The 11,904-nt window shown below is 65.8% G+C and carries 16 protein-coding genes; 12 read left to right on the top strand and 4 right to left on the bottom strand.

Annotation, left to right across the window (positions count from 1 at the left end; all coding sequences use genetic code 11):
- The first annotated feature begins 247 nt into the window (after window positions 1-247).
- From AC3G2C_RS08355 to AC3G2C_RS08335, 5 genes are all read left to right on the top strand, one after another.
- Complete coding sequence (locus tag AC3G2C_RS08355; protein ID WP_488384164.1) at window positions 248-1,042, top strand: ABC transporter substrate-binding protein; 795 nt, start codon at window positions 248-250, stop codon at window positions 1,040-1,042.
- Window positions 1,043-1,168: 126 nt separating this feature from the next.
- Window positions 1,169-1,888 carry a hypothetical protein gene (locus AC3G2C_RS08350; protein WP_488384163.1) on the top strand — a complete coding sequence of 240 codons (720 nt, stop codon included), beginning with the start codon at window positions 1,169-1,171 and terminating at the stop codon, window positions 1,886-1,888.
- Window positions 1,889-1,996: 108 nt separating this feature from the next.
- A complete protein-coding gene (locus AC3G2C_RS08345; protein WP_488384162.1) occupies window positions 1,997-2,503 on the top strand; it encodes a Spy/CpxP family protein refolding chaperone in 507 nt (168 codons plus the stop codon).
- Between the two features lie 49 nt (window positions 2,504-2,552).
- Window positions 2,553-3,242 carry a response regulator gene (locus AC3G2C_RS08340; RefSeq protein ID WP_488384161.1) on the top strand — a complete coding sequence of 230 codons (690 nt, stop codon included), beginning with the start codon at window positions 2,553-2,555 and terminating at the stop codon, window positions 3,240-3,242.
- A 6-nt stretch (window positions 3,243-3,248) separates the two neighbouring features.
- Window positions 3,249-4,475, top strand: coding sequence for a sensor histidine kinase (locus AC3G2C_RS08335; RefSeq protein WP_488384160.1), 1,227 nt, complete (start codon window positions 3,249-3,251; stop codon window positions 4,473-4,475).
- A 31-nt stretch (window positions 4,476-4,506) separates the two neighbouring features.
- On the opposite strand, the gene AC3G2C_RS08330 is transcribed toward AC3G2C_RS08335, so the two are convergent.
- Together AC3G2C_RS08330 and pdxH are read right to left on the bottom strand one after the other, a co-directional pair.
- Window positions 4,507-4,944 (bottom strand): secondary thiamine-phosphate synthase enzyme YjbQ, encoded by a 438-nt coding sequence (locus AC3G2C_RS08330; protein WP_488384159.1) that lies wholly within the window; start codon window positions 4,942-4,944, stop codon window positions 4,507-4,509.
- Window positions 4,945-4,976: 32 nt separating this feature from the next.
- Complete coding sequence (gene pdxH, locus AC3G2C_RS08325) at window positions 4,977-5,564, bottom strand: pyridoxamine 5'-phosphate oxidase (RefSeq protein ID WP_488384158.1); 588 nt, start codon at window positions 5,562-5,564, stop codon at window positions 4,977-4,979.
- Window positions 5,565-5,606: 42 nt separating this feature from the next.
- Between pdxH and AC3G2C_RS08320 the strand changes: the two genes are divergently transcribed.
- On the top strand, window positions 5,607-6,437 hold the full coding sequence (locus AC3G2C_RS08320; protein WP_488384157.1) for a kinase: 831 nt from the start codon (window positions 5,607-5,609) through the stop codon (window positions 6,435-6,437).
- A gap of 172 nt (window positions 6,438-6,609) precedes the next feature.
- On the opposite strand, the gene AC3G2C_RS08315 is transcribed toward AC3G2C_RS08320, so the two are convergent.
- The gene (locus AC3G2C_RS08315) at window positions 6,610-6,954 is read right to left on the bottom strand and encodes a YbjQ family protein (protein WP_488384156.1); all 345 of its coding nucleotides are present in this window, start codon (window positions 6,952-6,954) and stop codon (window positions 6,610-6,612) included.
- 42 nt (window positions 6,955-6,996) lie between these two features.
- Window positions 6,997-7,836: an SDR family oxidoreductase gene (locus tag AC3G2C_RS08310; RefSeq protein WP_488384155.1), complete on the bottom strand. Its 840-nt coding sequence runs from the start codon at window positions 7,834-7,836 to the stop codon at window positions 6,997-6,999.
- 55 nt (window positions 7,837-7,891) lie between these two features.
- Here AC3G2C_RS08310 and AC3G2C_RS08305 point away from each other — a divergent pair, with 55 nt between their 5' ends.
- The 6 genes from AC3G2C_RS08305 (at window position 7,892) to AC3G2C_RS08280 (ending at window position 11,570) form a co-directional block, all read left to right on the top strand.
- Window positions 7,892-8,431 (top strand): shikimate kinase, encoded by a 540-nt coding sequence (locus AC3G2C_RS08305; protein ID WP_488384154.1) that lies wholly within the window; start codon window positions 7,892-7,894, stop codon window positions 8,429-8,431.
- Window positions 8,428-9,531, top strand: coding sequence for a 3-dehydroquinate synthase (gene aroB / locus AC3G2C_RS08300; RefSeq protein ID WP_488384153.1), 1,104 nt, complete (start codon window positions 8,428-8,430; stop codon window positions 9,529-9,531). Before AC3G2C_RS08305 ends, aroB begins: the two co-directional genes overlap by 4 nt.
- A 33-nt stretch (window positions 9,532-9,564) precedes the next feature.
- Entirely contained in the window at window positions 9,565-9,774 is a 210-nt protein-coding gene (locus tag AC3G2C_RS08295; protein WP_488384152.1) for a hypothetical protein, read from the top strand.
- Between the two features lie 98 nt (window positions 9,775-9,872).
- The gene (locus AC3G2C_RS08290; RefSeq protein ID WP_488384151.1) at window positions 9,873-10,133 is read left to right on the top strand and encodes a WGR domain-containing protein; all 261 of its coding nucleotides are present in this window, start codon (window positions 9,873-9,875) and stop codon (window positions 10,131-10,133) included.
- A 1-nt stretch (window position 10,134) separates the two neighbouring features.
- On the top strand, window positions 10,135-11,205 hold the full coding sequence (hemE, locus tag AC3G2C_RS08285) for a uroporphyrinogen decarboxylase (protein WP_488384150.1): 1,071 nt from the start codon (window positions 10,135-10,137) through the stop codon (window positions 11,203-11,205).
- A gap of 11 nt (window positions 11,206-11,216) precedes the next feature.
- Window positions 11,217-11,570 (top strand): DUF3147 family protein, encoded by a 354-nt coding sequence (locus tag AC3G2C_RS08280; protein ID WP_488384149.1) that lies wholly within the window; start codon window positions 11,217-11,219, stop codon window positions 11,568-11,570.
- The last annotated feature ends 334 nt before the right edge of the window (window positions 11,571-11,904 follow it).

The raw sequence follows: 11,904 nt of genomic DNA, 5'->3' as shown, positions 1-11,904 counted from the left end.
TTTTGCTCGTCATCCCAGCGAAAGCTGGGGTCCAGCGCCTGTAGTTACTTGAACACAAAGGCACTGGTTTCCTGCACTCGCCCCCCTTTTGGGGGTTCGCAGGAATGACGAGCAAAACAGTGGAGGCTCCTGATCGATGCCAGATCCGCCCAGGGGCCCTGAAGTTACACTCGATCAGCCACATGCATGAGGCTTCGACCCGTCGAGCTTTGGCATGATGGAACCCTTGCATACCGGTTTTAGCGCCATGTCTCCCCAACGCATTGTCTGCCTCACCGAAGAACCGACCGAAACGCTGTACCTGCTTGGCCAGCAACATCGCATCGTCGGTATCAGCGGCTTTACCGTTCGCCCGCCTGAGGCACGCAAGGACAAACCAAAAGTCAGCGCCTTTATCAGCGCCAAGGTCGACAAGATCCTGGCATTGAAGCCCGATCTCGCCATTGGCTTTTCGGATATGCAGGCCGATATTGCGCAGGCGCTGATCAAGGCCGGCGTCGAGGTATGGATTGCCAACCACCGCAGCGTGGATGGCATCCTCGATTACATCCGTCGCCTGGGCGCGTTGATCGGCGAATCAGGCCGCGCAAGCGACCTGGCGGGCACCTTGGCCGAAGGTATCGCCCTTGCCAAGCAGCGGGTTGCGCACCTGAGCCGGCGACCCAAGGTCTATTTCGAGGAATGGGATACGCCGCAAATCTCCGGCATCCAATGGATTTCGGAATTGATTTCCATCGCCGGCGGTGACGATGTTTTCCCGGAGTTGGCGAGGGAGCCCATGGGGAAAAACCGGATCATCGCCGACCCGAACGAAGTGATTCGGCGCGCGCCCGACATCATCTTCGGCTCCTGGTGCGGAAAGCGCTTTCAACCTGCCTCCGTCGCAGAAAGGCCCGGCTGGGATGCCATACCCGCCGTGCACCATGGCGACCTTTTTGAAGTGAAGTCACCGATCATCCTGCAGCCGGGCCCGGCGGCGTTGACCGATGGCCTGAACGAGCTGCAGAAACACATTCTGCGCTGGGCGGACAAGCACGCCTGATGGCGCTACTGGCGACTCGCCACCGCCTTCATGATTCTTTACAAACGGTACATACCCTAGCCAAACGGGCGACCTAGCTTGGTGTCCCGCACATCCCGTGCGCCTGGACATCGTGAAAGGATCGCCATGACCACTCGCGTCGAGTCGTTGCAGTACCCCACCCGGCAGCGCGAGGCCGCTACGCCGGCCCGCGATGATGCCCGCCTCGCCGGCCTCGTCATTCTGGCAAGCGCCATCGTTTCCACCGCCACGGTCGCCCTGGATCGGGGAGCGAGCGGCAAGACCACGCAGGAGATCCTGCAAAGCCTGGTGCAGATCCAGGCGTGGCACCAGAACGTTCACGTGGTGGCGATGGGCTGCCTGTGCGGCCTCATGTACGGCTTCACGGTGCTATCCCAGCGCCTCGACTTGCGGCGCGCTCCGGTGCTGTTCGGCCTGATCACTTATGCGCTGGGCACCGTGTTGATGCTGGGCGCCACCCTTCTCGATGGCTTCATCAGCACCGGCATCGCCGCGGACTTCGTCGACGGCACGCCGGAGGCCGCGCAAGCCGCGCGCTGGATGATCCATGTGGTCGAGTCCATCGCCCTTACCGATACCGCGCGTGTGGCATGGGTACTGCAATCGGTGGCCGCCTTGGCGTGGTCCGTGGCGTTGCTGCGCGACGCTGGCGCTCGCCGCGTGGTCGGCTACATCGGCTTGGTCTCGGGCGGGCTGCCGGCCGCCATGGTGATCATCGCCGGTGCGCAGATGGACTTGAGCGTGGTGATCAGCACCTTGTTGCTGCAAGCAATGTGGAACATCGCTGCCGGCGTGTTGATGCTGCGCGAACGCGTCGCAGCCTGAACTGCCCGACTCGCTTCATCTTTCTTTAACTCGGCGACGCAAAGCGCTCACACACCGAGCGCACACTTCCCCAGAACAAACCCACTCACCACGAACAGGAGAGTACTCATGGCAAACGATTCAACCACCCGAAAGAACCGCACCCTGCGCGCCGCACTACTGGGCTTTGTCGGTGGCGCCGCGCTGGCGGCCGGCGTCGCCGTGCTGGCGAACGATGGCGGCCTGCCGACCATGCACCACATGGCGGTGCCGATGACCGAGGCCGACATGGCGGCGCATGTCGATAAGGTATGCAAGCACCTGTACATCGAAGTCGACGCGACGGATGCCCAAAAGGCTGCACTGGACCCGATCTTCAAGCAAGCGGCGGCCGACTTGCTGCCCAAGTTCCAGCAGCTGCACGCGGGCCATGCGCGCGTGGTGAGCCTGCTGACCGCCCCGACGATCGATCGCGCGGCATTGGAACAGGCAAGTGCGGCACAGATAGCGATACACGACCAGATCGCGCAGCGCATGACCCAGCTGATGGTAGATAGCAGCACCGTACTGACGCCGGACCAGCGACAGAAGCTCGTCGCGCATTTGGCCGACCACATGTCGGCGATGCATGGTTGAAGGCGCGAGGCGGCGGCTATGATGCGGCTTTCGGGCTAGAGCGGGAACGATGAGCGAACGCATCCTGGTCGTAGAGGACGATCCGCGCCTGGCCGGCATGCTGGACGAGTACCTGCGCCACCATGGCTATGCGGTGTCGCAGGCGGCCTCCGGGGCACACGCGCTGGAACAACTCGGCGCCGAAACCCCGGATGCCGTCATTCTCGACTTGATGCTGCCGGACATGGACGGCCTCGACGTTTGCCGCAAGCTGCGCGAACGTTCCGACGTACCGGTGCTGATGCTCACCGCACGAGGCGATGCGATTGACCGCATCATTGGCCTGGAGCTCGGCGCCGACGACTACCTGCCCAAGCCGTTCGAGCCGCGCGAATTGCTCGCGCGATTGCGCGCCATCCTGCGGCGGCGCACGGCGCCAACCACGGCGGCGAAGGCGTTGGTGTTCGGGCAACTGGAGATCGATACCGACGCACGCACCGTCAAGGTCGCGGGGAAAGTGGTGGAGCTGACCTCTTATCAGTTCGAGCTTTTGCTCGCCCTGGCGCAGCGTGCCGGGCGCGTGCTTTCGCGCGAGGTGTTGATGGATCTAGTTCGTGGCGACCAACTGGACACGTTCGATCGCTCAATCGATGTGCATATTTCCCGTATCCGCGCAGCGATCGAGGACGACCCCAAGTCGCCCAGGCGCATCATCACGGTGCGCGGTGCCGGCTACCTGTTCGCGCGCAAACAGGATTGATCCACCATGACGCGTCTCTACCTGCGCATCTATCTCACGGTGGTCGCCAGCCTACTGGTTTTCGCGGCCGCTTTCGCCTGGGTGTGGCACAGCAAGGGTGGGCCATACGACACCATGATGCGTTCACAGGTGCAGGTTGTCGCCAATGCGTTGCCGCCCGCCAGCGCGCCCGTAGCGGAGCAGCAGCATGCGCTGGATACGTTGGCGCGTGGCCTGCCCGCACGCCTGATGTTGCTGGATGATTCGCGGCGACTGATCGCGGAGTCCGGCACGGCACCCCACGCAGCGCCCGCGTCGACCAACCCGGGCCATGCACTCTGGACGCTGCGCTTGCCCGATGGTCGCTGGCTACAGGCGAGCCTGCCGCGCGGTGTGCATCCGCCACTGTACGTACTGTTACTGATCCTGTTGACGCTCGCCGCCATCATCGGTGTGCTTGTGTTGCCCGTGGTGCGACGAATCACCGCGCGCCTTGAGCGATTGCAGCGAGGCGTGGAGTCATTGGGCGCAGGCGACCTGCACACCCGCGTGGCGGTGGAAGGCCGCGATGAGGTGGCGCGGCTGGCGCGCAGCTTCAACCAGGCGGCCGATCGCATCGAAACGCTGGTGGGCCATCAGAAGGCTCTGCTGGCACATGCCTCGCACGAGTTGCGCACGCCGCTCACGCGCATCCGACTGGCGCTGGAGCTGCTGGGACCGAATATCGATCAAGCACGCCGCGATGGCCTGCAACAGGATATTGGCGAGCTGGATACGTTGATCGACGAGATCCTGCTGGCCAGCCGACTCGAAGCGTTGCCGCACCTGGAGGTGACGGAGCCGGTCGACCTGCTCGCGCTGGCTGCCGAAGAGTGCGCACGCCACGATGGCGTCGAGCTGGACGGCGTACCCGCCACCGTGAAGGGTGACCCGCGACTGTTGCTCAGGCTCCTGCGCAACCTGCTGGACAACGCCAACCGCCATGGTCTGCCGCCGGTACAGGTGCGGCTGCGGGTGAGCGATGGGCAAGCCGAATTGGTGGTACGCGATCACGGGCCCGGCTTGCCGAAGGACGAATGCGAGCGAGTGTTCGAGCCGTTCCACCGAGGCCGCGCCGCCCACGACCGTGTGGGCACCGGGCTGGGTCTCGCGCTGGCGCGGCAAATCGCGCGTCGGCACGGCGGTGAGCTTGGTTGCCGTTACGAGCCGGACGGTGCTTTCGCTTTCGTATGGACGATACCGGTGATGGCATGACGCAGCGCCAGGCTGCAGTGCCGTCGCCCAATCAATGGCCCAATACGGTCACCGCGATACGACGCTGATGCGGGTCCAGCCGGTGCTCCCACAGATACAACCCCTGCCACGTGCCCAGGTGAGCACGCCCGGCATGCACCGGCACCACCAGGCTTACGCCGGTGAGGATGGCGCGCACGTGCGCGGGCATATCGTCGGGGCCCTCTTCGTCATGCCGGAAGATGGCATCGCCATCGGGCACGGCCCGGGCCAGCCAACGCTCCAGGTCGTCACGCACGGTGGGGTCGGCGTTCTCGCTCAAGAGCAGCGAGCAACTGGTGTGCAGGCAAAAGACGTGGGCGATGCCTGTCTGCACGCCGCTGGCCGCGATCACCTCGCCCACCTTGTCGGTGATCTCGGTGAAACCGCGGCCGCGCGTATGCACGACAAAGCCATGCTGGGCGACATGTTCGGCGGGCGTGGCACGCATGCGTCAGGTCTCCCAGTGGCGGGGCGATGCCCTCAAGGGTAAAGCAGGCGATGGGTCCAGGTTTGTCCGTGACGGCTCCAGCGCACGCGCTCGTGCAGGCGGTAGTCCGCGCCGTACCAGAACTCGATCAGATCCGGCTCGACCACGAAACCGCCCCAGTGCGGGGGACGCGGCACGTCCTTGTCCTCGAACTCGTGCTCGTAACGAGCAAAGCGCTGTTCGAAGGTATCGCGGTCGGGCAAGGTCTGCGACTGCAACGAGGCCCAGGCGCCGATCTGGCTGGCGCGCGGCCGGGTGGCGAAGTACACGTCGGATTCTTCGGCCAGTAGCTTGCGGGCCACGCCTTCCACGCGCACCTGCACGGCGTTGCGCAATTGCTTCCAGTGGAAGCACAGCGCCACTTGCGGGTGGGCCTCCAACTGGCCGCCCTTGTCGCTGTCGTAGTTGGTGTAGAAGCGGAAGCCGCGCTCGTCCGCCCCTTTGAGCAGCACAATACGCGAACTCACGCGGCCACTCGCATCGACGGTGGCAAGGTTCATGGCTGTGGGTTCGGGTTCGCCGCTATGGGTCGCCTCGTCCAACAGCTGCAGAAAGGTGTCCAGGATCTCTCGTTTCAACATGGGGGTCTTGAATCGTGGCCGCCGCGCGCCATGATGGCCGGCATGTCACCAGATGCTAGCACGCAGAATTCGACCCTGGCCGGCCACCTGCTCGACCAGTACGCCGGTCGCATCGCCCGCGCCCGACGCCCCTACCTGCTGGGCTTGTCCGGGCTGCAGGGCAGCGGCAAGAGCACGCTTGCCCGGGAAATGAAGGCCCAGGCCGAGGCCCGGGGCTGGCCCACCGAGGTGTTGTCGCTGGACGATTTTTACTACTCGCGCAGCGAGCGCGAGGTGCTGGCCCACCAGATTCATCCGCTGCTGCGCACCCGTGGCGTGCCAGGCACCCACGAAATCGAGCTGCTCATGTCGGTGCTGGCCGCGTTGCCGCAGGCCTCTGACAAGCTGCCGGTGGACTACCCGCGATTCGACAAAGGCCGCGACACCCGCGTGCCGCCGTCCAAGTGGCCAAGGGTTACCCGGCCGCCCAAGCTGGTGATCCTGGAAGGCTGGGCCATGGGCATCCGCCCCCAGACCCAGGCTGCCCTGGAAGCGCCGGTCAACAGCCTGGAGCGCGAGGAAGACCCGGAAGGCACCTGGCGTCACTGGGTCAACAAGCAACTGCGCGGCTACCAACCGCTATGGCGCAAGCTCGATGCGCTGATCGTGCTGCAGGCGCCCAACTGGGAAGTGGTGCGCAAGTGGCGCAGCGAGCAGGAGGAAGAACTGCTGGCCCGCCACGCGCCGCTCGCGATGGATGCCGCCACCATGGTGCGTTTCCTGGCGCATTTCGAGCGCCTGAGTCGCCACGCCCTGGCCACCCTGCCCGAGCTGGCGGACACCACGGTCGAGTACGACGACAACCGTCACGTCATCGCACTCAACCACGGCTAAGCAGGGTCTGGCGAAGCGGCATTTTCGCTCGTCGTTCCTGTGAAAGCAGCAGGCGCATTTTTGACAGCCGAAGGGCTGGTCATCCGGCGCCCTTACGTTCAAGTGTTTTCAGGCGCTGGATCCCAGCGTCCGCTGGGATGACGATCAAAATCGAGCGTCCCCAAGAGCCCGCTCAGGCGAGCGGCTCCACCTGCACGGCCGTGCCGTACGCCAGCACCTCGGTCACGCCTTCGGCTACGTCGTTGGCGTCGTAGCGCATGGCGATCACGGCATTGGCGCCGTGCTCCGCCGCATGGCGCAGCATCAGCTCGAAGGCTTCCTCGCGCGCCTTTTCGCACAGCTCGGTGTAGATCGAGATATTGCCGCCCACCAAGGTCTGCAGCGCGGCACCCAGGCTGCCGATGACGCTGCGCGAACGAACGGTGATGCCGCGCACGATGCCCATGGGCCGCACAACGCGGTAACCCGGCAGTTCGTTGCTGGTGCTCACCATGTGAAGGGGTAGCTGGTTTGCCATGCGCGCATCTCCATTGGGGTCAAGAAATGCGCCCAGCGTGACTCACCCCGAGCCGGCGAGCAACGCCGCGTAGCCGGCCCGCGCATCGGGCCATTGCGGCGCGAAGCCGCTTGCGCGCAGTCGTGCATTGCTGAGCCGCTTGCTGCCCACGCCAGCGGGAGCAGGCCCCTCGCCGGGATGCGGCGCCCCCACCAGGTTGGCCAGGTAGTCGTACAACACATGCAGCGGCAAAGGCGTGTCGTCCACGCCGACATAAGTGGCTTGCACGGCAGGCAGATCCAGCAGGTGCACGATGGCGGCAGCTGCGTCATCCACATGCATGCGATTGGCCCAGTGTGTGGCATGACGCGGCACGCGCACAGTGCCTTCGCGCAGGCGTTCGATGAGCTGCATGCGCCCCGGTCCGTACAGCCCCGCCAGGCGCAACGCCGTACTCGACCACGGTTGCGCCGCCAGCCAGCGCTCGGCCTCCAGCAGCACGCGGCCATTGAAACCGGGCGGCGCAGGCGGCGTGGTTTCGTCCACCCAGCCGTCGCCGTGTTCGCCATACACCGCCGAGGAGGACACGAACACCACGCGTCGCAGCGCCTGCGTATCGAGGGCACCCAAAAGGTGCTGTAAACCATCGAGGAACACCGCACGATAGCGCGCTTCCTCTCGGCTGCCCGGCGTGGGCAGGTACACCAGCTCGGTGCAACCCGCCGGCAGCCCGCGCAAGGTATCGGGCTGCGTCAGGTCGCCCTGTAGCCAATGAACACCCTCCATCGGTGCGGCCACGGCGCTGCGGCGCAGGGCCCAAACCGCATCGCCGCGTGCAGCCAGACGCTGCGCAACGCGCAGCCCCACGTCACCGCAGCCGGCGATCAGCACTTGCCTGCTCATGCGCCCACCTCGGCCCGGAGCGGCCATGCGCAGGCGCGCCTGTTAGCATTTACCCATGAATCCATCGTGCAACCTGTTCATCGTTGGCCCGACCGGTGCCGGCAAAACCACTATCGGGCGCCGGCTGGCTGAGCATTATGGGCTGAGCTTCCTCGATCTCGACCACGAGATCGAGCGGGTGTGCGGCGTGCCGGTGAGCACCGTGTTCGAAATCGAGGGCGAAGCGGGCTTTCGCCAGCGCGAAAGCCAGTTGCTGGACGAATGCAGCCGCCGCCACGGCGTGCTGCTCGCCACCGGCGCCGGCGCCGTGCTCGACCCCGCCAATCGCCGCCTGCTCGGCGAACGCGGCTTTGTGCTGTGGCTGCAGGCCACGTTGGAACAGCAACTAGAACGGCTGGCGCAGGACAAGCAACGCCCGCTGCTGGCCGGCGTCGACCGCGCCGAGCGCCTGAGCACCATGGCCAGCTCGCGTACGCCGCTGTACCAAGAGGTCGCTGACCTGCCCATCCCCGGCGCGCACGAAACCGTCCAAGCGGCCAGCGCGCGCAGCATCCTCCTGATCGATCAACATTGGCACCGCCAGCACGCCGCATGACTACTCTCGCATCCGCCCCCCGCACCATCGACGTCGCCCTCGGCCAGCGCAGCTACCCCGTGTGGATCGGCCCCGGCCTGCTGGCCGATCACGCCCGCTGGCGCGCCGCGCTCAAGGGCCGCCACGCGCTGGTGATCAGCAACACCACGGTGGCGCCGCTGTACCTGGAGCGCGTGGCGCGGGGTCTGGAAGGCCTGCATTGGTCCTCGTTCCTGCTCGATGACGGCGAGGCGCACAAGACCTTCGCCAACGTCGGCCGCGCGCTTGAAGCACTCGCGCAATTGGGCGCCACGCGCGATGCCTGCGTGGTGGCACTGGGTGGCGGCGTGGTCGGCGACCTGGCCGGCTTCAGTGCCGCCTGCTGGATGCGCGGCATCGACTTCATCCAGATGCCCACCACGTTGCTGTCGATGGTCGACTCCTCGGTGGGCGGCAAGACCGGCGTGAACCTGCCCGCCGGCAAGAACCTGGTTGGCGCTTTCCATCAGCCGCGCGCGGTGGTGGCCGACATCGACACGCTCACCACCCTGCCCGACCGCGAATACCGCGCGGGCCTGGCCGAAGTGGTCAAGGGCGCCGCCATCGGCGACGTCGCGTTCTTCACCTGGCTAGAGCAGCACGCCGCCGCGCTGAATGCGCGCGAGAGCGGCCCGTTGATCGAGGCCATCGCGCGCAAGGTGCAATACAAGGCCGGCGTGGTGGCGCGCGATGAAACCGAACAGGGCGAACGCGCGCTGCTCAACCTGGGCCACACGTTTGGCCACGCGCTGGAAACCGCCGGCAAATACCAGGTATTGCTGCATGGCGAAGGCGTCGCCATCGGCATGCTGCTGGCCGCCCAGCTATCGGAACGGCTTGGCATGAGCGAGGCGGCAGACACCGCTCGACTGCGGCGCCTGCTCGAAACACTCGGCCTGCCCACGACCATCCCGGCCGGCATGCAGGCCGACGCCCTGCTCGCCCTGATGCGGCTGGACAAGAAGAATCTTGCCGGCACGTTGCGGCTGATTCTGTGGCGCGGCGTGGGGCGTGCGGAAATCGTGGGTGGGGTGGACGAAGCGCAGGTGCTCGCCGTGCTCAGGTCCAACACTGGCGCGTAAGGGCGCCGACTCCGCCAAGGAAGGGGCATACGGATGGAACGGCTGGCATGGCTTGCTCGCGTGATCGCGGAGCAGCTCTTTGTCGATGTTCCCTACATCATTGGACGCGCCACGCAGCTGGCCCTGACCGGAGGGCGCTATCCCCGAGGGTCGACGGCAAACCGCCACGAAGGCCGCATCACGCTGCTGGGGCTTGCAATGATCTCTGCTTTAGCGACCACCTTCATCCTCTGGTTTCGCTAGCGCGCGCTGCGCTGCGACGACCAGGCGCTCGCTACCGGGCGCGCGGCCTTCTAGAATGTGATGTCTGCGGCCACTCGCGTCCTTCGACATCGGATTCCATGCGCCTTTACCTGCAAGCCATGCCCGCCGGCGCCGAAGCGCCGCGCTATGTCCAGATTGTGCTGGAGCAGGACTTGCTCGGCGGCTGGACGCTGTATCGCGAATCGGGCGTGCAAGGCGGCAAGGCCACGTTGAAGCGCGAGCAGTTCCTGGAACGCGAAGACGCCATCGTCGCCTTCGAAAAAGCGCGCGACGCGCAAATCAAGCGCGGTTACCGCCTGATGTTCAGCCAAGGCCTGGACGGCCCCTACGGATCCTGAGATGACCGATGCACTGAAGAACGACCGCTTCCTGCGCGCACTGCGCCGCGAGGCGACCGACACCACGCCCTTGTGGGTCATGCGCCAGGCCGGCCGCTACCTGCCCGAATACCGCGCCACCCGCGCGCGCGCCGGCAGCTTCATGGCGTTGGCGCAGAACCCGGAGCTGGCCTGCGAGGTCACCCTGCAGCCGCTGGAGCGCTTTGAGCTGGACGCGGCGATCCTGTTCTCCGACATCCTCACCATTCCCGACGCCATGGGCCTGGGCTTGAGCTTTGCGCAGGGCGAGGGCCCGCAGTTCGCCCACCCGGTGCGCAGCAAGGCCGATATCGAACGCCTCGCCGTGCCCGACATGGAAGGCGAACTGCGCTACGTGATGGACGCCGTGCGCCTGATCCGCCACGAGTTGCATGGCCGCGTGCCGCTGATCGGCTTCTCCGGCAGCCCGTGGACGCTTGCCTGCTACATGGTGGAAGGCCAGGGCTCGCGCGATTTCGCCCGCCTCAAGGCCATGTGCTGGAGCGAGCCCGCGCTCGCCCACCAACTGCTCGACACGCTGGCGCGCGCCGTGGCCGCCTACCTCATCGCCCAGGCGGCCGCCGGCGCCCAGGCACTGATGGTGTTCGACACCTGGGGCGGCCTGCTCGGCCCCGTCGCCTTCCGCGAGTTCTCGCTGCGCTACATGGCGCAGGTGGTGGATGCGCTGAAGGCCGACCCGGCCAGCCGCGAGCTGCCGGTGATCCTGTTCTCCAAGGGTGCGGGCCAACACCTTTCCGCGCTGGCCGACACCGGCTGCGCCGGCCTGGGCGTCGACTGGACCCTCGACCTGGCCGATGCACGCCAAGCCGTGGATGGCCGCGTCGCCCTGCAAGGCAACCTGGACCCGTCCGTACTACTCGCCAGCCCGGAAGTGATCCGCCGCGAGGTACGCCGCGTGCTGGACAGCTACGGCAACCACCCCGGCCACGTGTTCAACCTCGGCCACGGCATTACGCCCGAGGTGGACCCCGAGCATGTGAAGGTGCTGGTGGACGAAGTCCACGCCTACGGCCGCCAATTGCGCGGCGGCTGAGCAAAGCGCCCATGGCCTGGCTGGTCACCAAGTACCTGATCACGGCCGCCGTGGTGGTGGCGGTGTCGGAGTTCGCCAAGCGCAGCGACCGCCTGGGCGGCTTCGTCGCCGCCCTGCCCCTGGTCACCGTGCTGGTGCTGATCTGGCTGCAGGTGGAGCACCAGCCGCAGGCCAAGATCGCCAACCATGCCTGGTACACCTTCTGGTACGTGGTGCCCACGCTGCCGATGTTCCTGGCCTTTCCGGTATTGCTGCCCCGCCTGGGCTTTTGGCCCACCTTGCTGGCCTGCGTGGTGATCACCGTGGTCTGCTTTGGCCTGTTTGCCCTGCTGGTGCGGCGTTTCGGCATCCAATTGCTGCCCTGAGGATGCTCTGATTTTGATCGTCATCCCAGCGAATGCTGGAAGCGCCTTTCAACAGCCGAAGGGCTGGTCATCCAGTGCCTGTAAATCATTGAACGTAAAGGCGCTGGATTCCTGCTTCCGCAGGAATGACGAACAAAAAGTCGATTAATCAGACCTCCCCTAAGGGCGCGCTGGCCGTTGTTTTCCGACATTTGCCGCCACGCGCTGTCGGCTACCCCAGCTCGTCATGCCCGCGAAAGCGGGAGTGGTGCGGCTGAGAGAGGCGCCCAGCGGGCCAAAAATGGCACCCCGCGCCCCTCGCCCGTACAATCGACTCTTTAACGTCAAATCCCCA

It is taken from the genome of Frateuria sp. sgz306004 (genome assembly GCF_057750885.1).
The sequence above is the reverse complement of the archived record's forward strand: the minus strand, read 5'-3'. Positions and strand labels throughout refer to the sequence as shown.

Excerpts from the sequence above, each read along its gene's own strand:
- AC3G2C_RS08310 (WP_488384155.1), bottom strand. The coding sequence starts at position 7,836 with ATGAGCAGGCAAGTGCTGATCGCCGGCTGCGGTGACGTGGGGCTGCGC.
- AC3G2C_RS08335 (WP_488384160.1), top strand. The coding sequence starts at position 3,249 with ATGACGCGTCTCTACCTGCGCATCTATCTCACGGTGGTCGCCAGCCTA.
- AC3G2C_RS08280 (WP_488384149.1), top strand. The coding sequence starts at position 11,217 with ATGGCCTGGCTGGTCACCAAGTACCTGATCACGGCCGCCGTGGTGGTG.
- hemE (WP_488384150.1), top strand. The coding sequence starts at position 10,135 with ATGACCGATGCACTGAAGAACGACCGCTTCCTGCGCGCACTGCGCCGC.
- AC3G2C_RS08320 (WP_488384157.1), top strand. The coding sequence starts at position 5,607 with ATGTCACCAGATGCTAGCACGCAGAATTCGACCCTGGCCGGCCACCTG.
- pdxH (WP_488384158.1), bottom strand. The coding sequence starts at position 5,564 with ATGTTGAAACGAGAGATCCTGGACACCTTTCTGCAGCTGTTGGACGAG.
- AC3G2C_RS08355 (WP_488384164.1), top strand. The coding sequence starts at position 248 with ATGTCTCCCCAACGCATTGTCTGCCTCACCGAAGAACCGACCGAAACG.
- AC3G2C_RS08340 (WP_488384161.1), top strand. The coding sequence starts at position 2,553 with ATGAGCGAACGCATCCTGGTCGTAGAGGACGATCCGCGCCTGGCCGGC.
- AC3G2C_RS08350 (WP_488384163.1), top strand. The coding sequence starts at position 1,169 with ATGACCACTCGCGTCGAGTCGTTGCAGTACCCCACCCGGCAGCGCGAG.
- AC3G2C_RS08330 (WP_488384159.1), bottom strand. The coding sequence starts at position 4,944 with ATGCGTGCCACGCCCGCCGAACATGTCGCCCAGCATGGCTTTGTCGTG.
- aroB (WP_488384153.1), top strand. The coding sequence starts at position 8,428 with ATGACTACTCTCGCATCCGCCCCCCGCACCATCGACGTCGCCCTCGGC.
- AC3G2C_RS08295 (WP_488384152.1), top strand. The coding sequence starts at position 9,565 with ATGGAACGGCTGGCATGGCTTGCTCGCGTGATCGCGGAGCAGCTCTTT.
- AC3G2C_RS08290 (WP_488384151.1), top strand. The coding sequence starts at position 9,873 with ATGCGCCTTTACCTGCAAGCCATGCCCGCCGGCGCCGAAGCGCCGCGC.
- AC3G2C_RS08315 (WP_488384156.1), bottom strand. The coding sequence starts at position 6,954 with ATGGCAAACCAGCTACCCCTTCACATGGTGAGCACCAGCAACGAACTG.
- AC3G2C_RS08305 (WP_488384154.1), top strand. The coding sequence starts at position 7,892 with ATGAATCCATCGTGCAACCTGTTCATCGTTGGCCCGACCGGTGCCGGC.
- AC3G2C_RS08345 (WP_488384162.1), top strand. The coding sequence starts at position 1,997 with ATGGCAAACGATTCAACCACCCGAAAGAACCGCACCCTGCGCGCCGCA.